The organism is Streptomyces sp. NPDC102283, from assembly GCF_044766265.1.
GTDB lineage: Bacteria > Actinomycetota > Actinomycetes > Streptomycetales > Streptomycetaceae > Streptomyces.
This window is the reverse complement of record NZ_JBIWLQ010000003.1, coordinates 260380-283795: the sequence shown is the minus strand read 5'-3', so window position 1 is coordinate 283795 and position 23416 is coordinate 260380. Positions and strand designations below refer to the sequence as shown.

General features: G+C 70.0%; 19 protein-coding genes. 6 read left to right on the top strand and 13 right to left on the bottom strand.

Annotated features, from left to right (window positions below):
- Positions 1-51: 51 nt before the first annotated feature.
- From trpD to ACIRJT_RS08035, 5 genes are all read right to left on the bottom strand, one after another.
- Positions 52-1116, bottom strand: a complete 1065-nt coding sequence (gene trpD / locus ACIRJT_RS08055; protein ID WP_403906044.1) for an anthranilate phosphoribosyltransferase — start codon at positions 1114-1116, stop codon at positions 52-54.
- A gap of 123 nt (positions 1117-1239) precedes the next feature.
- Positions 1240-2889, bottom strand: coding sequence for a cytochrome bc complex cytochrome b subunit (locus ACIRJT_RS08050; RefSeq protein WP_403906041.1), 1650 nt, complete (start codon positions 2887-2889; stop codon positions 1240-1242).
- On the bottom strand, positions 2886-3938 hold the full coding sequence (locus ACIRJT_RS08045) for a Rieske 2Fe-2S domain-containing protein (RefSeq protein WP_403906039.1): 1053 nt from the start codon (positions 3936-3938) through the stop codon (positions 2886-2888). Before ACIRJT_RS08045 ends, ACIRJT_RS08050 begins: the two co-directional genes overlap by 4 nt.
- Positions 3935-4744: a c-type cytochrome gene (locus tag ACIRJT_RS08040; RefSeq protein ID WP_215102946.1), complete on the bottom strand. Its 810-nt coding sequence runs from the start codon at positions 4742-4744 to the stop codon at positions 3935-3937. Before ACIRJT_RS08040 ends, ACIRJT_RS08045 begins: the two co-directional genes overlap by 4 nt.
- A 55-nt stretch (positions 4745-4799) precedes the next feature.
- Positions 4800-5420 (bottom strand): heme-copper oxidase subunit III, encoded by a 621-nt coding sequence (locus ACIRJT_RS08035; RefSeq protein WP_003969635.1) that lies wholly within the window; start codon positions 5418-5420, stop codon positions 4800-4802.
- Positions 5421-5619: 199 nt separating this feature from the next.
- Between ACIRJT_RS08035 and ACIRJT_RS08030 the strand changes: the two genes are divergently transcribed.
- On the top strand, positions 5620-6021 hold the full coding sequence (locus tag ACIRJT_RS08030) for a hypothetical protein (RefSeq protein WP_371623006.1): 402 nt from the start codon (positions 5620-5622) through the stop codon (positions 6019-6021).
- Positions 6022-6081: 60 nt separating this feature from the next.
- On the opposite strand, the gene ACIRJT_RS08025 is transcribed toward ACIRJT_RS08030, so the two are convergent.
- From ACIRJT_RS08025 to coxB, 4 genes are all read right to left on the bottom strand, one after another.
- On the bottom strand, positions 6082-7335 hold the full coding sequence (locus tag ACIRJT_RS08025; protein ID WP_403906034.1) for an Ig-like domain-containing protein: 1254 nt from the start codon (positions 7333-7335) through the stop codon (positions 6082-6084).
- A gap of 141 nt (positions 7336-7476) precedes the next feature.
- Positions 7477-7875 (bottom strand): cytochrome c oxidase subunit 4, encoded by a 399-nt coding sequence (locus ACIRJT_RS08020; RefSeq protein WP_403906031.1) that lies wholly within the window; start codon positions 7873-7875, stop codon positions 7477-7479.
- The gene (ctaD, locus tag ACIRJT_RS08015; RefSeq protein ID WP_050358013.1) at positions 7872-9608 is read right to left on the bottom strand and encodes a cytochrome c oxidase subunit I; all 1737 of its coding nucleotides are present in this window, start codon (positions 9606-9608) and stop codon (positions 7872-7874) included. The genes ACIRJT_RS08020 and ctaD overlap by 4 nt, the downstream gene beginning before the upstream one ends.
- Entirely contained in the window at positions 9605-10573 is a 969-nt protein-coding gene (gene coxB / locus ACIRJT_RS08010; protein ID WP_403906028.1) for a cytochrome c oxidase subunit II, read from the bottom strand. The genes ctaD and coxB overlap by 4 nt, the downstream gene beginning before the upstream one ends.
- Positions 10574-10846: 273 nt before the next feature.
- Between coxB and ACIRJT_RS08005 the strand changes: the two genes are divergently transcribed.
- Positions 10847-12277, top strand: coding sequence for a cysteine desulfurase/sulfurtransferase TusA family protein (locus tag ACIRJT_RS08005; RefSeq protein WP_403906026.1), 1431 nt, complete (start codon positions 10847-10849; stop codon positions 12275-12277).
- Here ACIRJT_RS08005 and ACIRJT_RS08000 read toward each other — a convergent pair whose 3' ends face one another.
- A complete protein-coding gene (locus ACIRJT_RS08000; RefSeq protein WP_403906023.1) occupies positions 12278-13252 on the bottom strand; it encodes a carbohydrate kinase family protein in 975 nt (324 codons plus the stop codon).
- Positions 13253-13408: 156 nt separating this feature from the next.
- On the opposite strand from ACIRJT_RS08000, the gene ACIRJT_RS07995 reads away from it, so the two are divergent.
- Both ACIRJT_RS07995 and ACIRJT_RS07990 read left to right on the top strand, forming a co-directional pair.
- Positions 13409-13606, top strand: a complete 198-nt coding sequence (locus tag ACIRJT_RS07995; RefSeq protein ID WP_403906020.1) for a hypothetical protein — start codon at positions 13409-13411, stop codon at positions 13604-13606.
- Between the two features lie 196 nt (positions 13607-13802).
- Complete coding sequence (locus tag ACIRJT_RS07990) at positions 13803-15236, top strand: hypothetical protein (RefSeq protein WP_403906018.1); 1434 nt, start codon at positions 13803-13805, stop codon at positions 15234-15236.
- Positions 15237-15325: 89 nt separating this feature from the next.
- On the opposite strand, the gene ACIRJT_RS07985 is transcribed toward ACIRJT_RS07990, so the two are convergent.
- Positions 15326-15682, bottom strand: a complete 357-nt coding sequence (locus tag ACIRJT_RS07985) for a HesB/IscA family protein (RefSeq protein ID WP_371623013.1) — start codon at positions 15680-15682, stop codon at positions 15326-15328.
- A gap of 264 nt (positions 15683-15946) precedes the next feature.
- On the opposite strand from ACIRJT_RS07985, the gene nadA reads away from it, so the two are divergent.
- Together nadA and ACIRJT_RS07975 are read left to right on the top strand one after the other, a co-directional pair.
- Entirely contained in the window at positions 15947-17134 is a 1188-nt protein-coding gene (nadA, locus tag ACIRJT_RS07980) for a quinolinate synthase NadA (RefSeq protein ID WP_403906015.1), read from the top strand.
- Positions 17135-17426: 292 nt separating this feature from the next.
- Entirely contained in the window at positions 17427-19673 is a 2247-nt protein-coding gene (locus ACIRJT_RS07975) for a tetratricopeptide repeat protein (protein WP_403906012.1), read from the top strand.
- 3 nt (positions 19674-19676) lie between these two features.
- Here the strand turns inward: ACIRJT_RS07975 and ACIRJT_RS07970 are convergent, their stop codons facing one another.
- Positions 19677-20171 (bottom strand): GNAT family N-acetyltransferase, encoded by a 495-nt coding sequence (locus tag ACIRJT_RS07970; protein WP_403906010.1) that lies wholly within the window; start codon positions 20169-20171, stop codon positions 19677-19679.
- Positions 20172-20265: 94 nt separating this feature from the next.
- Positions 20266-23415: an efflux RND transporter permease subunit gene (locus tag ACIRJT_RS07965; protein ID WP_403906008.1), complete on the bottom strand. Its 3150-nt coding sequence runs from the start codon at positions 23413-23415 to the stop codon at positions 20266-20268.
- Position 23416: the final 1 nt, after the last annotated feature.

Genomic DNA, 23416 nt, shown 5'->3' with positions numbered 1-23416 from the left:
GACTGCGCCCTGTGTCACACCGTGTGCCGCAAAGTCGCCTCCGGGGGGCGCTCAGGCGTTGCTGGCCGCCACCCAGCGCTCCAGGGCCCGCTTGGCGGCCCCGGAGTCGATGGCCTCGGCGGCGACGAGGATCTTCGCCGCGAGCTGTTCGGTCAGCGTGCCGGGGCCCGGGTCCAGGGCGACCAGGGCCGCCGCCGAGTTGAGCAGCACCGCCTCGCGCACCGCTCCGCCCTCGCCGTCCAGCAGGCGGCGGGCCACATCGGCGTTGTACGAGGCGTCGGCGCCGCGCAGCGCCTCGACGGGGACGATGGGCAGCCCGACGTCGCGCGGGTCGAAGGGCTCCTCCCGGACCGCGCCGTCGCGCACCACCCAGACCCGGGAGGTGGCGGTGGTGGTCAGCTCGTCGAGTCCGTCGTCACCGCGGAAGACCAGCGCGGAGTTGCCCCGGTCGGCCAGCACGCCCGCGACGATGGGCGCCATCCGGGCGTCGGCGACGCCGACCGCCTGAGCGCGGACCTGGGCCGGGTTGGTGAGCGGGCCCAGGATGTTGAACGTGGTCTGTGCGCCGAGTTCCTTGCGCGCCTTGGCGGCGTAGCGCAGGGCGGGGTGGAACTTCACGGCGAAGCAGAAGGTGATGCCCGCCGCTTCGGCGACCTCGACGACCCGCCGCGGGGTCAGCTCCAGGTTGACGCCGAGCTTCTCCAGGACGTCGGAGGAGCCGCTCGCGGAGGAGGCGGCGCGGTTGCCGTGCTTGACGACCTTGGCGCCGGTGCCCGCGATGACGATCGCGGACATGGTCGAGATGTTGACCGTCTTGGCGAGGTCGCCGCCGGTGCCGACGATGTCGACGGTCCGGCCCGGCACCTGGATGGTGTTGGCGTGGGCGTACATCGCGCGGACCAGTCCGGTGACCTCGTCGACGGTCTCGCCCTTGGCCCGCAGCGCGACGGCGAACCCGGCGATCTGCGCGTCGGTGGCCTCGCCGCTCATGATGCGGTCCATGGCCCAGGCGGTCTCCTCGGAGCTGAGGTCCTCGCCGCGCAGGAGGGGGTTCAGGAGGCCGGGCCAGGAGCGGTCCGCCACGCTGTCGCCGCCGTTCGGGGTCACAACGTTCATGGTCCGCTCCAGGGTCCACAGCCGGTCAGGAAAGATGGCTCCACCCTATCCAGCCGGAGAGACCGCGAAGAGCCCCGTCCATCGGATGGACGGGGCCCTCACGGTGGCGATCGGTTCAGGTGATCAGTGGTGGCCGTGGCCCTCGCTGATCTCCTTGTACTCCTCGGGGGTGGCCTTGGGGATCTGGTTCCCGTCGGCGTAGTACCCCTTGCTGAGCTTGGCACGCAGCTTCTGCACCGGGGAGATCTTGCGCTTGACGCCGTTCTCGTCGACCGCGGGGCCGAGGTCGAGCGGCTGGTACTGCTCGTGCGCCGTGAGCGTGTGCAGCTGCCCGGGGCTGAGCGGCTCGTGGATCTCGACGAACTCACCGTGCGGCAGGCGCTTGATGATGCCGGTCTCGCGACCGTGCAGCACCTTCTCCCGGTCGCGGCGCTGGAGGCCGAGGCAGATCCGCTTGGTGACGATGAACGCGATGACCGGTCCGACGAAGAAGAAGATCCGGACGAACCAGGTGATCGAGTTGATCGACAGGTGGAAGTGCGTGGCCCACAGGTCGTTTCCACCGCCGACGAGGCCGATGAAGTACGCCGTGATCCAGGCGACGCCGAAGCCCGTACGGGTCGGGACGTTGCGCGGGCGGTCCAGGATGTGGTGCTCGCGCTTGTCGCCGGTGACCCAGGACTCGATGAACGGGTAGACCGCGATCGCGGTGAGGACCACGCCGAAACCGACCAGCGGGATGAACACGCCCAGGGCGAGCGTGTGACCCCACAGGTTGATCTCCCAGCCCGGCATCACACGCACCAGGCCCTCGGCGAAGCCCATGTACCAGTCGGGCTGTGCGCCGGTGGACACCTGGTCGACCCGGTACGGGCCGATGGCCCAGATCGGGTTGATCGTGGCGATGGCGGAGATGGCCGCGATGATGCCGAAGACCAGGAAGAAGAACCCTCCGGCCTTCGCCATGTACACGGGCAGCAGCGGCATGCCGACGACGTTCTTGTTGGTCCGGCCGGGACCCGCGAACTGCGTGTGCTTGTGGTAGAAGACCAGGATCAGGTGCGCCACCAGCAGGCCGAGCATGATGCCCGGCAGCAGCAGGATATGGATCGAGTAGAACCGGGCCACGAAGTCGTGGCCGGGGAACTCGCCGCCGAACAGGAACATCGAGATGTACGTACCGACGATCGGCACGGACAGGATCGCGCCCTGGGTGAAGCGGACACCCGTACCGGAGAGCAGGTCGTCCGGGAGGGAGTAGCCGGTGAACCCGGTGAACATGCCGAGCACGAACAGCAGGAAGCCGAAGAGCCAGTTGATCTCGCGCGGCTTGCGGAACGCGCCCGTGAAGAAGACGCGCATCATGTGCACGAACATGGCGGCCAGGAAGATCAGCGCGGCCCAGTGGTGGATCTGCCGGACGAGCAGACCGCCGCGGACCTCGAAGCTGATCTTCAGGGTCGAGGCGTAGGCCTCGGACATCCGGATGCCCTGCATGGGCTCGTACGGACCGTGGTAGACGATCTCGCCCATGCTCGGCTGGAAGAACAGCGTCAGATACACACCCGTGAGGATGATGATGATGAAGCTGTAGAGCGCGACCTCACCGAGCATGAAGGACCAGTGGTCCGGGAAGATCTTGCGCATGTTGGCCTTGGCGAGGCCGTAGATGCCCAGCCGGCCGTCCGCCCAGTCGGCCACCCGCTCGCCGGCCGGGGCCTTGCGCTCGCCCGCCGGACCGGCGGCGGAGGGGTTCTTTGTCGCAGTACTCATCCGCGCTCCCAGAAGGCAGCACCGACGGGCTCGTCGAAGTCGCCGAGCGCCTCGAGGTTGCCCTCGCTGTTGACACCGATCCGCAGCTGCGGAAGCGGGTGGCCGGCCGGACCGAAGATGACGCGAGCGCCGTCGGAGAGGTCGAAGGTGGACTGGTGGCACGGGCAGAGCACGTGGTGCGTCTGCTGCTCGTACAGGCTGATCGGGCAGCCGACGTGGGTGCAGATCTTGGAGAACGCGACGATGCCCTCGTGGGCCCAGTCACGCTGGCGCTTGTCCTTGATGTCGTCCGGCTCGATGCGGACGATCATCAGGGCGGCCTTGCCCATCTGCGTCTGGAAGTCGTGCGACTCCGGGTCGAGCCCCTCGGGCATGGCGAAGGCCAGCGACCCGACGGTGATGTGCTCGGGGCGCAGCGGCGTCATCGTGTTCATGTTGATGAGCTGCTTGCCCTTGGCCCACAGGGTGGTGCGGAGCTTCTTCTCCGGCAGCGGACCGAGGTCGCGCAGCAGGACCACACCGGAGAGCGGCACCAGGGCCAGCGCACCGAACATGGTGGTGCGGATCAGCTTGCGCCGACCGATCGCGGACTCCTCCGCACCGGCCTTGAAGTCGGCCAGGACCTGCGCCTTGACCTCGGGCGGGGCCTCGATCGGGTGGCGGTCGGCGGCGACCTCGACGTCGGACATCAGGGTGCGCGCCCAGTGGACGGCTCCCGCGCCGATGAAGAAGAGCGCCGCTCCCAGGGTGAGCCCCAGGGAGAAGTTGAGCGCGCTCACATGGCCGAAGGGCCAGATGTAGACGATCTTGTCCACCGGGAAGATGACGTAGGAGGCGATGAAGCCCACCGTCGCCAGCATCGAGAGGGTGAACATGAACGCGACGGCGCGTTCCGAGCGCTTCGCGGCGCGCTCGTCGAGGTCCTGGATGCGCGGCTGGTGGGCCGGCAGCCCCGGGTCGGCGAACGGGTCGTCGTGACGCTCCACCGCGCCGTGCGCGGTCTCCTGCACCACAGGCAGGTTGTCTTCTGGAATCTGTTGGCTACTCATGACTTCTTGGCCTTAGCGGTGTGGGCCGCGACCCAAACGGCGACTGCGACGAGCGCGCCGAGTCCGAAGACCCACGCGAACAGACCTTCGCTGACCGGACCGAGACCGCCGAGGGCCAGGCCGCCGGGGCTCTCCGTCTCGTCACCGTTCACGGTCTCGATGTACGCGATGATGTCCTTCTTCTCCTGCTCCGGCATCGTCGTGTCGGGGAAGGAGGGCATGCTCTGCGGGCCGGTCTGCATGGCCTCGTAGATGTGCTTCGGGCTCACGCCTTCGAGGTCGGGGGCGTACTTGCCCTCTGTCAGGGCTCCGCCCTTACCGGTGAAGTTGTGGCACTGGGCGCAGTTGGTGCGGAACAGTTCGCCGCCGTTGGCGACGTCCGCGCCCGCGGGGTCGACCTGCTTGTCGGTCGGCGTGATGGGACCGGCGCCGAGCGACGCGACGTACGCCGCGAGCTGGTCGATCTCCGCCTGGGTGTAGATGACCTTCTTCTTCGGTACCTGGGCGCCCGGCTGCTGCGCGGGCATACGGCCCGTACCGACCTGGAAGTCGACGGCGGCGGAGCCCACGCCCACGAGGGACGGCCCGTCGGTGGTGCCCTGACCGCCGGTTCCGTGGCAGCTGGCGCAGCCTACGGCGTAGAGCTTCTTGCCCTCTTCGATGGCGAGGGACTGGGCGGTTTCATCGGCCTGCGCCTTGCCCGCAGGCGCAAACGCGGCGTACAGCCCCCCGGTGGCCGCCAGCGCGAGGAGTAGTACGACGACCGCCGCCAGCGGATGGCGTCGTCGTGCGGAGAGCTTTTTCACGGATTACCCCGGTGTCAGGATCTTCTGCGTCGATGGTGGGCGGGTGCGAGCCCGGTTACTTGATCATGTAGATCGTTGCGAACAGGCCGATCCATACGACATCGACGAAGTGCCAGTAGTAGGACACGACGATGGCGGCGGTGGCCTGATCGTGGGTGAACCTCTTGGCTGCGTACGTTCTGCCGAGGACCAGCAGGAAGGCGATGAGACCGCCTGTCACGTGCAGACCGTGGAAGCCGGTGGTCAGGTAGAACACCGAGCCGTACGGGTCGGACGAGAGGGAGAGCCCCGCGTCCTTGACCAGCTCGGTGTACTCCAGGACCTGGCCGCCGATGAAGATCGCACCCATCACGAACGTGATGATGAACCAGGTGCGGAGCTTCTTCACATCGCCCCGCTCGGCTGCGAAAACGCCGAGCTGGCAGGTGAGTGAGGAGAGCACCAGGATCGTGGTGTTCGTCGCCGAGAACGGGAAGTTCAGATGATCGGACATCTCCTTCCAGTAATCGGGTCCCATCACCGATCGCAGGGTGAAGTACATCGCGAAGAGGGCCGCGAAGAACATCAGCTCGGAACTCAACCAGATGATGGTTCCGACGCTGGTGAGGTTCGGTCGATTGACCGACGGGTGCGCGTGCCCGGTTTCTACTGTCGTTGCTGTCGCCACGACCGACATTATGTCGGTCGCTTATCCCGCCCTCACCCCGGGGGGTGCCGTTCGGTGTGTCCGTACCGTCTGCAGGGGTCGCACCCTGCGCCGAACGGCCCATCGGAAGGTGGTCATTACCGGTGCTGACGGCCGGTCGGGCGGAGTACGATCCGCGCATCGGTTCATGCCCCGAGAGCCCCGACGACGTCGATGTCACGGAGGAACAATGCAGGCGACCGCCACGGTCCTGGTCTACAGCGACGACGCCAACATCCGCGAGCAGGTGAGGCTGGCAGCCGGTCGCAGGCCTGCCGCGGACGTCCCACCGGTGGAGTTCCTGGAGTGCGCGACACTCCCGGCCGTCCTCAAGGCGCTGGACGGCGGCGGCGTCGACGTCTGCGTGCTCGACGGGGAGACGGCTCCCGTCGGCGGCATGGGCGTCTGCCGCCAGATCAAGGACGAGATCTTCCGCTGCCCGCCGGTGCTCCTGCTGATCGGCCGCCCGCAGGACGCGTGGCTGGCCACCTGGAGCCGGGCGGAGGCCGCCGTGACGCTCCCGGTGGACCCGGTGGAGTTCGCCGACGCGCTGGCTGCGCTGCTGCGCCAGCGGCTCGCCGTGGAGGCCTGAGAGGCCCCCACGGCCCGCTGAGGGGCGTCCGGCGCGGTACGGCACCTGTCCGGGCCCGGGTCAGACGTGGGGACGCAGCCGGGCGGCCTGGAGCGTCTGCGGGCTGTCCGGCGCCCCCTCGTGGAGGGCGCTGCCCTTCTGCCACTTCTCCCAGGAGAGGTTCCAGTCGCCGAACCCGTTGCCGAACGGGTCCATGTCCTCGCCCTCGCTGCCGACGACCGTGACGATGTCGCCCTCGCGCACCGTGTCGAAGAACCATGCGGCGTTGCCGGTGCTCATGCCGGTGCAGCCGTGGCTGACGTTGGCGTTGCCCTGGGAGCCGGTGGACCAGGGGGCGGCGTGGACGTACTCGCCGCTCCAGGTCACCCGGGTGGCCCAGTAGACCGGCAGGTCGTACGACTCCGAGGAGCCGGCCGCGATGCCGACGCTCTCGCCGCGCATACGGACGAACTGCTCCTTGGCGAGCACCACCTTGACCCCGTTGCGGGTGGAGAAGCCGGGCTTGCCGGTGGTGACCGGAATGGTATTGATCACTTCTCCGTTGCGGAGCACCGTCAGGGTGTGGTCCGCGGCGTCGGTGATGGCCTCGATCCGGTCGCCGGTGGCGAGCTTCAGCGGCTTGGCCTCGGCCCCGTAGAGCGCGTTGGTCACCTTGATGCCCGCCAGGTTGGAGCGGACCTCGATGGAGGCGTTCGCGGGCCAGTACTCCTTCGGGCGGTAGTGCAGCTTCTTGTCGTCGACCCAGTACCAGGAGCCGGTGACGGCCGGGGTGGAGCGGACCTTCAGGGCGCGCTCGACGGTGGCCCTGGCCGCCTTGTCGGTGATCGGAGCGCTGAGTTCCGCCGTGATGGGCTGCCCGACGCCGTAGGTGCCCGTCTCCGGGCCGAAGGCGACCTTCAGCAGCTTCTTGGGCGAGGAGGTGCCGAAGGACAGCGTACGGACGCCTGGGGCGCCGTCGCCGTTCTCCATGGCGACCCTGACGGTGTATCCGGTGCCGGCCGCGAGCGGAGCGGTGGAGCGCCAGCGCTTCCCGTCGGCGGAGAGCTCCCCCGCGAGGTGGCGGCCGCCGGTGTCCACGGCGCTGACGTCGGTGATGCGTCCCTCGTCGCCCTTGACGGTGACTTCCAGGGGCTTGTCGGGGTCGGCCTTCTCCTTGTCGGAGGGGCCGTTGAAGGAGACCTGGTCGCCCGCGTCGTAAGGCTTCGTGGAGAGCGGGTGGCCGTCGGGCGAGCCACAGGCGGTCGCACCCGCGGCGAGGGTCACGACCAGCAGGGTGCAGCTCACTACGGTGCGGATGCGCGGCGTGTGGTTCATGCCGTCCACGCTAAGAAGATTCATCCGTTCCAGCGCGTTCAGTGACTGCAAACGAGCGAAGGACCCGCGTCGCTGTCGGCGACGCGGGCCCTTCGTGGTGTAGCGCGTGTCACCGGCGGTGCGGTGCCACGGGGTGCGGTGTCACTGGGTGCGGTTCTCGCCCCGGTAGTACTCGAAGACCCAGCCGAAGAGGCCGATCAGGAGCAGGGGTGCGGAGAAGTACATCAGCCACCAGCCGAAGACGACGCCCATGAAGGCGAAGGCTCCGCCGACCGCCAGGGAGAGGGGCTGCCAGCTGTGCGGGGCGAAGAACCCCAGCTCGCCCGCCTCGTCGGCGACGTCCGCTTCCTTGTTGTCCTGGGCCATGGCGTCGACCCGGTTGGCCGTGAAGGCCAGATAGAAGCCGATCATGATGGACAGCCCGAAGGCCAGGAAGAGGGCCGTGGTGCCGACCGGCTCCTTGGACCACACGCCGTACACGACGGCCATGGCGAGGATGAAGACGCTCAGCCAGATGAACATCTGTCCCTGGATCTTCACTTGCCTGCCTCCTTGCCGCCGGCGAGGGCCTTGTCCGACTCGGAGAGGTGGTCGAGCTGTTCGAGCGCCGTGATCTCCGGGTGGTGCAGGTCGAACGCCGGGGATTCGGAACGGATCCGCGGCAGCGTGAGGAAGTTGTGCCGCGGGGGCGGGCAGGAGGTCGCCCACTCCAGCGAACGGCCGTAACCCCACGGATCGTCGACCTCGATCTTCTTGCCGTACTTCGCGGTCTTCCAGACGTTGTAGAAGAACGGCAGCATCGACAGGCCGAGCAGGAACGAGGAGATCGTGGAGATCGTGTTCAGCGCGGTGAAGCCGTCGGCGTCGAGATAGTCCGCGTAACGACGCGGCATGCCCTCGGCACCGAGCCAGTGCTGCACCAGGAACGTGCCGTGGAAGCCCACGAACAGCGTCCAGAACGTGATCTTGCCGAGCCGCTCGTCCAGCATCTTGCCGGTGAACTTCGGCCACCAGAAGTGGAATCCGGAGAACATCGCGAAGACCACGGTGCCGAAGATGACGTAGTGGAAGTGCGCGACGACGAAGTACGAGTCCGAGACGTGGAAGTCCATCGGGGGCGAGGCGAGGATGACGCCGGTCAGACCACCGAAGGTGAAGGTGATCAGGAAGCCGACGGCCCAGAGCATCGGTGTCTCGAAGGACAACGACCCCTTCCACATCGTGCCGATCCAGTTGAAGAACTTCACGCCCGTTGGCACGGCGATGAGGAACGTCATGAAGGAGAAGAACGGCAACAGCACACCGCCCGTGACGTACATGTGGTGCGCCCACACCGTCACGGAAAGGCCGGCGATGGCGATCGTCGCGGAGATCAGACCGATGTAGCCGAACATCGGCTTGCGGCTGAATACCGGGATGACCTCGGAAATGATTCCGAAGAATGGCAACGCGATGATGTACACCTCTGGATGGCCGAAGAACCAGAAGAGGTGTTGCCAGAGCAATGCGCCGCCATTGGCCGCGTCGAAGATATGCGCACCGAATTTTCGGTCCGCCTCCAGCGCGAAGAGCGCGGCGGCGAGGACCGGGAAGGCCAGCAGGACCAGGACACCGGTCAGCAGGACGTTCCAGGTGAAGATCGGCATGCGGAACATCGTCATGCCGGGTGCGCGCATGCAGATGATCGTGGTGATGAAGTTGACCGAGCCGAGGATCGTGCCGAAGCCGGAGAAGGCCAGACCCATGATCCACATGTCGGCGCCGACACCCGGCGAACGGACCGCGTCCGAGAGCGGGGAGTAGGCGAACCAGCCGAAGTCGGCCGCACCCTGCGGGGTGAGGAAGCCGGCCACCGCGATGAGCGAGCCGAAGAGGTACAGCCAGTACGCGAACATGTTCAGCCGCGGGAACGCCACGTCGGGCGCGCCGATCTGCAGCGGCATGATCCAGTTCGCGAATCCGGCGAACAGCGGCGTCGCGAACATCAGCAGCATGATCGTGCCGTGCATCGTGAACGCCTGGTTGAACTGCTCGTTCGACATGATCTGCGTGCCCGGACGGGCCAGCTCGGCGCGCATGAAGAGCGCCATGAGTCCGCCGATGCAGAAGAACACGAACGACGTGACCAGGTAGAGCGTACCGATCGTCTTGTGGTCAGTGGTGGTCAGCCACTTCACGACGATGTTTCCCGGCTGCTTGCGCCGCACGGGCAGCTCGTCCTCGTACGAGTCGTCTGCCGGAGCGGCACCCTGAGGTTCGTTGAGGATGCTCACAGTTGGTTCTTCTCCGCATTCCTGGCCGGGTCCGTCTGCGCGATGCCTGCCGGCACGTAGCCCGTCTGACCCTTCTCAGCCAGCTCCTTGAGGTGCTGCTGGTAACGCTCCGGGGAGACGACCTTGACGTTGAAGAGCATCCGGGAGTGGTCGGCGCCACAGAGCTCGGCGCACTTGCCCATGAAGGTGCCCTCCCTGTTGGGAGTGACCTCGAACGCGTTGGTGTGGCCCGGGATGACGTCCTGCTTCATGAGGAACGGCACCACCCAGAAGGAGTGGATGACGTCACGCGAAGTCAGGACGAAGCGGACCTTCTCACCCTTCGGCAGCCACAGGGTCGGACCCGGGTTGCCGTTCTGCGGGTTGCGGGTCCCGGGGATGCCCACGTCGTAGACGCCGCCGGCGCCCTCGGGGAAGTCCTTGCGGAACCGGTCGGGGATGGCGTCGAGTTCCTTGGGGACCTCGGGGCCCGCCGCGGGCTGGCCATCCACCTTCTCGATGTAGTTGAAGCCCCAGCTCCACTGGAAGCCGACCACGTTGATGGTGTGGGCGGGCTTTTCGGAGAGCTCGAGGAGCTTCGACTCATCTCGTGCGGTGAAGTAGAAGAGCACCGAGACGATGATGAGGGGAACCACTGTGTACAACGCCTCGATGGGCATGTTGTACCTGGTCTGCGGAGGTACCTCCACCTTGGTCCTGCTACGCCGGTGGAAGAAGACGCTCCAGAGGATCAGTCCCCAGACAAGGACACCCGTGACGAGCGCTGCCGCCCACGAGCCTTGCCAGAGGGAGAGGATCCGAGGGGCCTCTTCCGTAACCGGAGTGGGCATTCCGAGGCGGGGGAAATCCTCCCAGTTGTATGAACAACCGGAGGCCGTCGCCAGGACCAGGCCCGCAGTCAGCACCTGCGGCAGCTTCCGCCGCATCGGGCGCCGCGACGAGCGGTCGGAGCCGTTGGGACTCACGTAGCGCCTTCCCGAGAGTCTCGCCCGCACGGTCGGCGCGCCCGTATGTCTCTGGTCGGTCGCCGGCCCTGACGCGGGCAGGGGTTTGGATGTTTATGCGGACCAAACCCTACTGGACGCTATTTGGGGTCGCGCGGGGAGGGTGCCCAACGCGCCGCCCGACACCCCCATGGAGTGGAATCCGGGCCTCCGGCCCCCATCTGACGCCCACTCGCCCGTCCGGGAGGAACGGCCCCCGGCGAGGTGGGGCCGGGTGCGGGCTAGCGTGGCGGGGTGCCCTACTTCGATGCCGCCTCCGCCGCCCCCCTGCACCCCGTCGCACGCCAGGCGCTGCTTGCCGCGCTCGACGAGGGCTGGGCCGATCCCGCCCGTCTGTACCGGGAGGGGCGGCGGGCCAGGCTGCTCCTGGACGCGGCCCGGGAGGCCGCCGCGGAGGCCGTCGGCTGCCGTCCCGACGAGCTGGTCTTCACCTCCTCCGGGACGACGGCGGTGCACGCGGGAATTGCCGGGGCTCTTTCGGGGCGTCGGCGTGTCGGCCGCCATCTGGCCCTGTCGGCGGTCGAACACTCGTCGGTACTCCATTCGGCGGCGGCCCACGAGGCGGCGGGCGGCTCGGTCACCGAGGTCCCGGTGGACCGCACGGGGGCCGTGGACCCGGCGGTGTACGGCGGGGCGCTGCGGGCGGACACCGCGCTGGCCTGCCTCCAGTCGGCCAACCACGAGGTGGGCACCGAGCAGCCGGTCGCCGAGGTCGCCGCGCGCTGTGCGGAGGCCGGGGTGCCGCTGCTGGTGGACGCGGCGCAGTCGCTCGGCTGGGGACCGGTCCCGGGGGGCTGGTCACTGCTGACGGCGAGCGCGCACAAGTGGGGCGGTCCGGCCGGGGTCGGGCTGCTCGCGGTCCGCAAGGGGGTGCGCTTCGCACCCCGAGGACCGGCCGGGGAGCGGGAGTCGGGGCGGGCGGCGGGGTTCGAGAACCTGCCGGCGATCGTGGCGGCGGCGGCCTCGTTGCGCGCGGTACGGAGCGAGGCGGCGGCGGAGTCGGTGCGGCTGCGGGCCCTGGTGGACCGGATCCGGGCCGTGGTGGCCGAGCGGGTGCCCGATGTCGAGGTGGTGGGTGATCCGGAGCGGCGGCTGCCGCATCTGGTCACCTTCTCCTGTCTCTATGTCGACGGGGAGACCCTGCTGCACGAGCTGGACCGGAGGGAGTTCTCCGTGTCGTCCGGCTCGTCCTGCACGAGCAGCACCCTGATTCCGAGCCATGTGCTGGGGGCGATGGGGGTGCTCTCGGAGGGGAACGTGCGGGTGTCGCTGCCGACGGGCACGGCCGGGGCGGACGTGGACCGCTTCCTGGAAGTCCTGCCCGGGGTCGTCGCCGAGGTCCGCGAGCGGCTCGGCGCGGTCGCCCCGCTCTCGACGCCGCGAGACGCCGCGGACCCGGTCATGATCCGCCGGACACCCCCCAGCTCCCCCGGGCCCGCCGCGTCCCTGGTGGTCGACGCGCTGGGCCGCCGCTGCCCCATCCCGGTGATCGAGCTCGCAAAGGTGATCGGGGAGGTAGCGGTGGGCGCGACGGTGACGGTGCTCGCCGACGACGAGGCGGCGCGCCTGGACATCCCGGCCTGGTGCGAGATGCGGGGCCAGGAGTACGTGGGCGAGGAGCCGGCGGACCGCGGGTCGGCCCATGTGGTCCGCCGGCTCAGCTGATCAGGCCAGGTGCTGCCGGACCTCGGCGGCGGCCTCGTGGCCGTACGCCTTGGTGAAGCGGTCCATGAAGTGGGTGCGGCGCAGGGTGTACTCCTGGGTGCCGACCGTCTCGATGACCAGGGTGGCGAGCATGCAGCCGACCTGGGCGGCGCGCTCCAGGCCGACGCCCCAGGCGAGGCCGGAGAGGAAGCCGGCCCGGAAGGCGTCGCCGACGCCGGTGGGGTCGGCCTTGCTGTCCTCCTCGGGGCAGCCGACCTCGATGACCGGCTCGCCGACCCGCTCGATCCGGACGCCGCGGGCGCCGAGGGTGGTGACGCGGTGGCCGACCTTGGCGAGGATCTCCTCGTTGCTCCAGCCGGTCTTGGACTCGATGAGCCCCTTCTCGTACTCGTTGGAGAAGAGGTAGGTGGCGCCGTCGAGGAGGATACGGATGTCCTCGCCGTCCATCCGCGCGATCTGCTGCGAGAAGTCGGCGGCGAACGGGATGTTCCGGGAGCGGCACTCCTCGGTGTGGCGGAGCATCGCCTCGGGGTCGTCGGCTCCGATGGAGACGAGGTCCAGGCCGCCGACGCGGTCGGCGATGCTCTTCAGCTCGATGAGGCGGGCCTCGCTCATCGCGCCCGTGTAGAAGGAGCCGATCTGGTTGTGGTCGGCGTCGGTGGTGCAGACGAAGCGGGCGGTGTGCAGTACCTCGGAGATACGGACCGAGCCGGTCTCGACGCCGTGCCGGTCGAGCCAGGCGCGGTACTCGTCGAAGTCCGAGCCCGCGGCGCCGACCAGGATCGGGCGGGTGCCGAGCAGGCCCATCCCGAAGCAGATGTTGGCGGCGACACCGCCCCGGCGCACATCGAGGTTGTCGACCAGGAAGGAGAGGGAGACCGTGTGCAGCTGATCCGCGACCAGCTGGTCGGCGAAGCGGCCGGGGAAGGTCATGAGGTGGTCGGTGGCGATCGAGCCGGTGACTGCAATACGCACGGGGAGGCTACTCCTGCGGAAGGCGAAGGGCCGTGAGTGCGCCCTCCGGGACGACGTGACAGTTCACGCTACCGGGTGAGTCGACGGCCGGAAAAAGGGGAAACTACCCGATAGTAGGGCTTTCTACCTGAGCGCGACCGTGCTTACGGTGCGGATATGTCGAAGCACACCGCATTGCCCGAGTCCGAATTGAGCCTGGCCGCACTGCGCGGCGACTGCGCGCGGATGGCGCCGCACTGGACGGCGGCCGTGAAGAGCACCCCCTCCCCGGTGAAGCCGCCCCTGATCAACGGGGTGACGGTCCCGCCCTCGTCGGTGCGGCTGATCGACGCGATGTCCGAGTACGGCGACTGAGGACCGGCCGGGACGGGACGGACGACATCACATTTCGGCCTTTTCCGTTCGGACTCCGGCGGCGATCGCACGGTGCCCGCGTCCGGTCGGCCCCGGCCGCGGGAACCGCACACTCCTCCGCTCCGTCCCATCGGTGTCCCCGCCCGGGGACGCGCGGTAGGCACCGCGACGGCAACGCAGTCGAAGGAGCGATCCGGTGAGCACCGAGCGACCCGACAACGACGTGACCGGCCCCCGGCGGCGGCGTCCGCCGCTCGCGGTGGCCTCGGTGGCCGCGGCCGTGCTGCTGGCCGGAGGGGGCGGGGCCTACTGGGCCTCGACCGCCGCGGGCGACGGCGGCAAGGCGGACAGTGGTTCGTCGGCGCGGGGCGAGGCCCTGCCGCTGGCCCTGGACGCTCCCGCCGGGGACGGTCCGGGCAGTACGTCCCCGAACTCCCCTCCCCCCGGCATCGCACCCGGCGAACCGGACCCGGGCGGTCCGCCCGTGATCTACCGGGCCGCCGGTGACCTCCCGGACGGCCCGGACGAGGCGGCGATCCACCATGCGAAGGGCGCGGTCGCGCCGGGCGACGTCGCCCGACTGGCGAAGGCGCTGGGCATCCCCGGCTCGCCGCGCACCGAGGGCACGTCCTGGGTGGTCGGCGACGACGACGGCCCCGGCGCCCTCCTGAAGGTGACGAAGCAGGCCCCGGGCACCTGGACGTTCGCCCGCAGCACCCCGTCCAAGCCGTGCGCGCCGGGGACGATGTGCGCGAACGGGGCCTCGGAGCCGGGCGGCGACCCGGTGAGCGAGACGGCGGCGAAGGCGGCCGCGGTCCCGGTGCTCAAGGCGACCGGGCAGGACGACGCGGCGCTCAACGCGGGCCAGTTGATGGGCGACGTCCGCGTGGTGAACGCCGACCCGAGGATCGACGGGCTCCCGACGTACGGCTGGTCGACCGGCGTCCAGGTGGGCCCGGACGGCAAGGTGACCGGCGGCAGCGGGCACCTGAAGGCGCTGGAGAAGGGCGACACCTACCCGACGGTCGGCGCGGACGAGGCGCTGAAGCAGCTGAACGCGGCGAGCCGGGGCAAGGGCGACGCCGAGCGGGACGTCGGCGGCTGCGCCACTCCCGTACCGCACCAGGGCGAGCCGAAGCCCTCGGACCCCCAGTGCGTCCCGTCGAACGGCAAGCGGGCGCCGGTGGAGCAGACGGTCCAGGACGCGGTGTTCGGTCTCGCGCTGAACTACGTGGACGGACGGCAGACGCTGGTGCCGTCCTGGCTGTTCACGGTCCGCCAGGCCCCGGGCGGCCCGGAGAACACGGTCACACAGGTCGCCGTGGACCCGGAGTTCATCGAGAAGCCGGAGACGCCCGTACCCTCCGGGGACCGGAAGGTGACGTCGTACGGCGCGGACGGACGAACCCTTGAGGTGACGTTCTGGGGCGGTGTGTGCAGTACGTACACCGCGAGCGCGAAGGAGAGCGCGGGCCAGGTGGCGATCTCGGTGGCGGAGAAGCCGCAGGAGGGCAAGAAGGCCTGCATCATGATCGCCAAGGAGCTGACGCGGACGGTGACCCTGGAGAAGCCGCTGGGCGACCGCACGGTGATCGACGCGGCGTCGGGCGGTGCGGTGCCGCGCGGCTGAGCGGGATGGCCGGATGAGCGGGATGAGCGGACACACGTACGGAGGCGGCCCCGGGACTGATCCCGGGGCCGCCTCCGTACGCGCAGCACTTAGCTGAACGAGTCGCCGCAGGCGCAGGAGCCGGTGGCGTTCGGGTTGTCGATCGTGAAGCCCTGCTTCTCGATGGTGTCGACGAAGTCGATGGAGGCGCCGCCCAGGTACGGGGCGCTCATCCGGTCGGTGACGACCTTGACGCCGTCGAAGTCCTTCACGACGTCACCGTCGAGCGAGCGCTCGTCGAAGAAGAGCTGGTAACGCAGGCCCGAGCAACCGCCGGGCTGAACGGCGACGCGCAGCGCCAGGTCCTCGCGGCCTTCCTGCTCCAGCAGGCCCTTGACCTTGCCGGCGGCGGCGTCGGACAGGAGGATGCCGTCGCTCACGGTGGTGGTCTCGTCCGATACGGACATCTGCTTCTCTCCCGGGTTGTACGGACTGCTTGCCGACGGTTCAACCGCCAGACCCGCGGATTCATTCCGGGCCAAGCGCTTGTCTGTTCCTTTTCATGCTCGCACACCGTGCCGCCCGGGGGATGCGTCACATCGACGCTATCGGCATCGTCAACGTGACACGAAGCGGCTATGATAGATAGCGTCAAATAGACGAAAAGGCGAGTTCGCCGAAGCGCTTCGCGGATGTCCGCGGAGTGATCTTGCATTCGCAGACTAGAAAGGGTGCGTGACGTGACCACGGCCCAGCCCCTGGACGTACAGCCGACACCGCTCGCGCTGCTGCTGCTCGGCCGTGAGGCCGACCCGAGGAGCGAGCGCGGCGTCGAATGCCCCGGCGACCTGCCCTCCCCGTCCGACCCGGACCTGGTGGAGCGCGCCCGTGCCGCGAAGGAGAAGCTCGGGGACAAGGTCTTCGTCCTCGGCCACCACTACCAGCGCGACGAGGTCATCCAGTTCGCGGACGTCACCGGCGACTCGTTCAAGCTGGCCCGCGACGCGGCCGCCCGTCCGGAGGCCGAGTACATCGTCTTCTGCGGCGTCCACTTCATGGCGGAGTCCGCGGACATCCTGACCACGGACGCCCAGGCGGTCGTGCTGCCCGACCTGGCGGCCGGCTGCTCGATGGCCGACATGGCCACCGCCGAGCAGGTCGCCGAGTGCTGGGACGTGCTGACGGAGGCCGGGGTCGCCGATCAGGTGGTGCCCGTCTCGTACATGAACTCCTCCGCCGACATCAAGGCCTTCACCGGCAAGCACGGCGGCACGATCTGTACGTCGTCCAACGCGAAGCGGGCCCTGGAGTGGGCCTTCGGGCAGGGCGAGAAGATCCTCTTCCTCCCCGACCAGCACCTGGGCCGCAACACGGCCGTGCGGGACATGGGGCTGAGCCTTGAGGACTGCGTCCTCTACAACCCGCACAAGCCGAACGGCGGCCTCACCGCCGAGCAGCTCCGTGACGCCAAGATGATCCTGTGGCGCGGGCACTGCTCGGTCCACGGCCGCTTCTCGGTCGAGTCGGTCGAGGACGTCCGGGCCCGGATGCCCGGGGTCAACGTGCTGGTGCACCCGGAGTGCAAGCACGAGGTCGTCGCCGCCGCGGACTACGTGGGCTCGACGGAGTACATCATCAAGGCCCTGGAGGCGGCCCCGGCCGGCTCGAAGTGGGCCATCGGTACGGAGCTGAACCTGGTCCGCCGGCTGGCGAACCGTTTCGCCGCGGAGGACAAGGAGATCGTCTTCCTCGACAAGACGGTCTGCTTCTGCTCGACGATGAACCGCATCGACCTGCCGCACCTGGTCTGGACCCTGGAGTCGCTGGCCGAGGGCAAGCTGGTCAACCGGATCGAGGTCGACCCGGAGACGGAGAAGTACGCGAAGCTCGCGCTGGAGCGGATGCTCGCGCTGCCGTAGGGCCGCGCAGGTCCGGCAGGAAGCGCCGGAAGTCCCGGAAGTGCCGCAAGCCCCGGTATGCCGCAGGTCGGTGTACCGGGGCTTTCGCGTACACGGGGGTGGGATGTATCGGCGTGCCGCGTACCGCGTACCGGCAGGAACGTTCCGGTCGGGCCGGTTCTCCCATACGGCGACCGATGACACCACCGTGTAACTACGCTGCTACTCACCGCAGCGAGACCCTCGCGCGGACGGGACCGGCGAAGCCCGATGAGGCTGAGCGGAACGAACAGCGAGAACGGTGGGGCGGGGCATGGGTTACGAGGACCGCGGGACGGGCGTCGGCGACGAGGCGCGGGGAGCGGGCGCGGGGCACGAGGTGCGGCAGGAGGACGCCTCCGCCGACGCGTCGGCGCGTGCCGGAGAGGCGCGTACGGAGTCGGCACGTACGGAGCTGGCGTGTGCGGAGGAGGAGGTGCGCGGCCTGCGGGTCGCCGCCGAGCAGGACCCCGCCGGCGGCCCGCCCGCTCTGGCCGGGGCCCTGCACCGGCTGTCGGACCTGCTCTCCGCCGCCGGGGACCGCACGGGCGCGCTGCCCCCGGCGAAGGAGGCCGCGCGGATCTACGCCGAACTCGGCATGAAGCGCCCCGGCGCCTTCCAGGCGGAGCTGGCCCTGGCCATGGGAGCCCTGGGCGACCGCGTCGCCGAGACCGGGGACCCGGCGGCCGCCGTGGCGTTCGCGCAGCAGGCCGTGCGGCTCCAGCGCGAGCTGGTCGAGGAGGAGCAGCCGGGCGCCTCCGTCCCGGCGCTCGCCGCCTGCCTCCTGAACTGCGCCACGCGCCTGGCGGGCGCCGGCGAGGTCGTGGAGGCCGTGCCCCGTGCCGAGGAAGCGGTCGGCCTCCTCACCGACCTCGCCGAGGAGGACCCGGCGGCCTTCCTCCCCCGGCTCGCCGCGGCTCTCCACGCCCTCGGCGGCCACCGCGCGGCCGTGAGCGACGCCTCCGGGGCGATCGAAGCGGCCGAGGAGGCGTGCGGCCGCTTCCGCGCGCTCTCGGCGCAGCGGCCGGACGTCTTCCGTCCGGAGCTGGCCGCCGCGCTCGACGGCCTGGCCGGTCACCTCGACAGGGCCGGTGACGCGGGGGCGGGCCTGCCGGTGGCGGAGGAAGCCGTCGCCCTGTACCGCCAGTCGGCCGCGCTGCGCCCCGCGGTCTTCCGCCCCGGCCTCGCCGCCGCGCTGCGCACCCTCGCCCGGAGCCTGGCCGGCACCGGCGACCCGCAGGAGGCCTTGGCCCCGGCGCGGGAGGCCGTCGACCTCCTGCGCGAACAGGGGGACGCGGTCCTGGCCGATCTGGCCGACTCGCTCCAGGTGCTCGGCACGTACGTGGAGCTGAACGGGGACGCCGAGGGGGCTGTGGAGGCGTTCTGGGAAGCGGTGGCCCTCCACCGGTCGCTGGCGCTGGAGGTCCCCGGCGCCCCCGACGCCGCCCTGGTCCGTGCCCTCGACGACCTGGCCCGGGCGCTCGCCCGTACCGGCGAGCACGCGGCGGCGATCGAGGAGTTCGACGGGACCGTCGAGGAGTTCGCCGGGGCCGGTCCGGAGACCGCCCGGCGTCTGGTCGTGGAGCGGAGCGCCTTCCTGCTGCGCTGCCCGGCCCCCTGGCCCGCGACCGGGGTGACCGAGTTGGTGAACTGGCTCGACGAGGACGCGGAGAGGACCGGCGGCGCGGACACCGTGACCGTACGGGCCCGGCAGGCGCTGCGCGCGTACGGTGACATCGCGGCGGTGCACACGGCCTGGGAGGACGAGACCTTCACGCCCGTGCCGGACTGGCTCGCCCTGTCGCCGGGGACGCTGGATCTCGTCGTTACGTGGATGTTCGCGCCCAACTGGCCCCGCTCGCGCGACTTCTGGTCCGAGCACGCCGAAGCCCTCGGCAGCGAGGAGGCGGCGTCGGCCCTGGACGAACTGGCCGTGCTGGACCCGCACGGCGCGCAGCGGCACGCCCTGCTGCGTGAGGCCGTCCTCGCCCACGGGGTGACCGCCGCCTACGATCCGCTGATCCTGCGGGAGCAGTTGGCCCAGTGGCTGGAGTGCGCGGACTGGACGGAGTCGCGGGCCTTTCTGGAGGAGCACCCGCGCCTGCTGACCGTCCAGCCGCCCGACGACACCCCGCTGGCCCACGTCGCGATGCTGGACATCGGCCGCGCCGAGGGGCTGGACGCCGCGTACCGCCTGGTCGAGGACCGTGAGGCCCTCCAGGCTTATGTGGACCGGGCGTTGGAGGCCGGGGACGGCGTCGCGCTGATGCACGGCGGGGGCATCGAGGGCCAGGTCTTCGGCGACCGGCTCTCCTCGCTCACCCACGCGCAGGTGGCCCTGGTCCTCGCGGGGGCCACCGAGGGCTTCGAGCCGGACGACCTGGCCGCGCTGCTGCACAAGGCGTCCGAGGAGACCCGGGCCCGGCTGGTGCGGGAGACGGTCGCCCTCGGCGTCCGCCGCCCCGACCCGCACGGGAAGACGTGGCACCGGATCATTCAGGCGCTGGGCGGGGACGCCTGAGGGTCACCGGCCCGACGGCGGCGGGCCGGTCGGCCGGACCTGACAGGGCTGGAGCGGCCGCCCCAGGCAGACGGTGAGCGGGTCGTCGGGGTAGTGGCCGAAGGCGGGCGTTTCGGTGTAGCCGCACGAGCGGTACAGGCCGATCGCCGCCGGGTGCCGCTGGTTCGTCTCCAGAACCATGGCCGACGCTCCCGCCGCGGCGGCCGAGCCCTCCAGCCACGCCAGGACGGTGCGGGAATGCCCCCGGCCGCGGTGCTCGTCGGTGACGTACATGCGCTTGAGCTCCGCGCGTCCGTCCTCGCGGAACCGCCAGCCGCCCATGGTGACGGGCTCCCCCTCCACGTACCCCACCGCGAAGGATCCGCGAGGGGGCGAGAACTGCCCGGGGTCGGTGGGGCTGTCGTCCGGCGACCCGTAGATCTCGACGTACTCCGCCTGCAACCGGTCGACCAGCCGGGAGACGTGCGGGTGACGGTAGGGGCGGGGCTGTATCTCCATGGCCGCAACCTAGCGGCCCGGCCGCCACGCGGGGAACGGCGAAGGGGCCTGTCCCACGCGCATGCGCGTGGGACAGGCCCCTTCGGCTTCCGGGTCAGGCCTTCGCCGGCTCGGCCTCGCGGGCCTCCTCCGGCTCCGCCCGGTCCGGTACGCCCGTCTTCGCGGCGCGCTTGGCGGCCTTCTTCTTGGCGCGGCGCTCCTTGCGGAGCTCGACCATCGCGTACAGCGTCGGCACCAGCAGCAGGGTCAGCAGCGTGGAGCTGATCAGGCCGCCGATCACCACGACGCCCAGCGGCTGCGAGATGAAGCCGCCCTCGCCGGTGACGCCGAGCGCCATCGGGAGCAGGGCGAAGATGGTCGCGAGCGCCGTCATCAGGATCGGGCGGAAGCGGTGGCGGCCGCCCTCGATGACGGCTTCCACGATCCCTAGGCCCTGGGCGCGGTACTGGTTGATCAGGTCGATCAGCACGATCGCGTTGGTGACCACGATGCCGATGAGCATCAGCATGCCGATCATCGCGGGGACGCCCAGCGGGGTGCCCGTGATGAGCAGGAGGGCCAGGGCGCCGGTCGCCGCGAACGGGACGGAGACCAGCAGGATCAGCGGCTGGACGAGCGACCGGAACGTGGCCACCAGCAGCATGAAGACGATCGCGATGGCCGCCAGCATGGCGAGGCCGAGCTGCGCGAAGGCTTCGTTCTGGTCCTCGCTGACGCCGCCGATGGTGGCGGTGGCGCCCTCCGGGAGGTCCAGGGCGTCGATCTTCTTGGCGAGATCGGTGCTGACCGCGCCGGTGTTGTCGCCGACGGGCTTGGCGGTGATCGTCGCCGATCGCTGTCCGTCGATCCGGGTCATCGAGACCGGTCCGGGGACCACCTTCACGTCGGCGATGTCACCGAGCTGGACCGGGCCGAGCGGCAGGGCCTTCAGCTCGGCCATGGTGGCGGCCGGGGTGGACGAGCGGATGACGACGTCGCGCTCGGTGTCGTCGAGCGTCGCCGTGCCGGCCGGCGTGCCGCGTACGGCTCCGGCGACGACGCCGCCCAGCGTGGCGGAGTCGAATCCGGCGGCGGCCGCCTTGTCGTTGGCGGTGACCGAGATGCGCGGGACGCTCTGCGCCAGGTCGCTCTGGACGTCGGTGACGTCCTTGATGGTGGCGACCTCGGTGCGGACCGCCTCGGCGGCCTTCTTCAGGACGTCGCCGTCTGCGGCCTTGACCACGACGCTCAGGTCCTGGGAGCCGAAGCCGTCGCCGGCGGCGATGGTGGTGTCGCCGATGCCGTCGAGCTTGCCGAGGGCCTCGTCGATGCGGTCCTGGGCGTCCTCGTAGTCCGCGGCGTCCTTCAGGGTGACCTGGTAGGAAGCCTGGTTGGCGCCCGTGCCGCCGCCGAAGGCGGCCATGAAGCCGGAGGAGCCGACGGTGACCTGGTAGTCCTTGACGCCCTTGTCCTGCTCGATGACCTTCTCGACCTTGCGGGCCGCCTCGTCGGCGGCTTCCAGGCTGGTGCCGGGGGTCAGCTCCTGCTTGACGGTCAGGACCTCCTGCTCGCCGGCGTCGAAGAAGTTCGTCTTCAGCAGCGGGACCATCGCGAAGGTGCCGAGGAGCACGGCGACGGCGATGACGAGGCTGGTGACCCGGCGGCGGGTCGCGAAGCGCAGGACCGGGACGTAGATCCGCTGGAGCTTGCTGGCCGCCTCCTTCTCCTCCGCGAGGCGGCGGGCCTCCGCCGCGTCGCCGGGCGTGCCCTTGGGCGCGCGCAGGAACCAGTACGACAGCACCGGCACCACGGTGAGCGACACCAGCAGGGAGGCCAGCAGCGCCGCGGTGATGGTCAGCGAGAACGAGCCGAAGAGCTGGCCGACCATGCCGCCGACCAGACCGATGGGCAGGAAGACGGCGACGGTGGTGAGGGTGGCGGAGGTGACCGCTCCGGCGACCTCCTTGACCGCGGTGATGATCGCCGCGTGGCGCTCCTCGCCGTAGCCGAGGTGGCGCTTGATGTTCTCCAGGACCACGATCGAGTCGTCGACGACCCGGCCGATGGCGATGGTGAGCGCGCCGAGCGTGAGCATGTTGAGCGACAGGTCGCGGGTCCAGAGCACGATCAGCGCGAGGACGATCGAGAGCGGGATGGAGACCGCGGTGACCAGCGTCGAGCGGATCGAGGCGAGGAAGACCAGGATCACGACGACCGCGAAGACCAGGCCGAGCGCGCCCTCCGTGGTCAGGCCCGAGATCGACTTGGACACGGCGGGGCCCTGGTCGGAGACGACCGTCACCTCCGCGCCCGCACCGAGGTCCTTGCGGAGGTCGGGGAGCTTGTCCTTGACGGCGTCCGAGATGGTGACGGCGCTGCCGTCCTTGTCCATCGTCGCCATCACGGCGAGGCTCGGCTTGCCGTTGGTGCGGGTGATGGAGACCGCCGTGGACGGCTCCTGCTTCACCTCGGCCACGTCACCGAGGCGCACCGGCTTTCCGGGCGCCCCGCCCGCCGGGTCCTTGGCGACGACCTGGAGGTCCTCGATCTGCTTCAGGGAGGTGTAGGCGCCGCCGACCTGGATGGTGCGGCTCTTGCCGGACTCGGAGAAGGAACCGGCCGGCACGGTGGCGCCGCCCGTCTGGAGGGCCTGGGCGAGCGTGCCCGCGTCCAGGCCGGCCGCGGCGAGCTTCCTGTCGTCGGGGACGACGGAGACCTGGAGGTCGCGCACACCGTCCACCGTGACCTGGCCGACGCCCTCGATGTCCTCCAGGGCCGGGACGACCGTGCGGTCGAGCTGGTCGGCCAGGACCTGCTGGTCCTTGTCGGAGGTGACGGCGAGGACGACGGTCGGGATGTCGTCCGTGGAACCGGCCACGACCTGCGGGTCGACTCCGTCGGGCAGCTGGGCGCGGGCGCGGTTCACCGCCTGCTGGATGTCGGCGACGAGCTGCTTGGTGCCCTCGTCGCCGAAGTCGAAGGTCGCCATGATGAGGGCGTTGCCCTCGCTGGCGGTGGAGGTGATGCCCTCGACGCCGTCGACGGCCTTGAGGGAGTTCTCCAGCGGCTCGACGACCTGCTTCTCGACCACATCGGGAGACGCACCCTGGTAGGGCGCCAGCACCGAGACCATCGGCAGTTCGATGGTGGGCAGCAGCTGCTGTTTGAGCTGCGGGATCGCTATCGCGCCGAAGACCAGCGCGACGATCGAGATCAGCCCGATCAGGGCCCTTTGCGCGAGGCTGAATCTGGACAGCCAGGACATG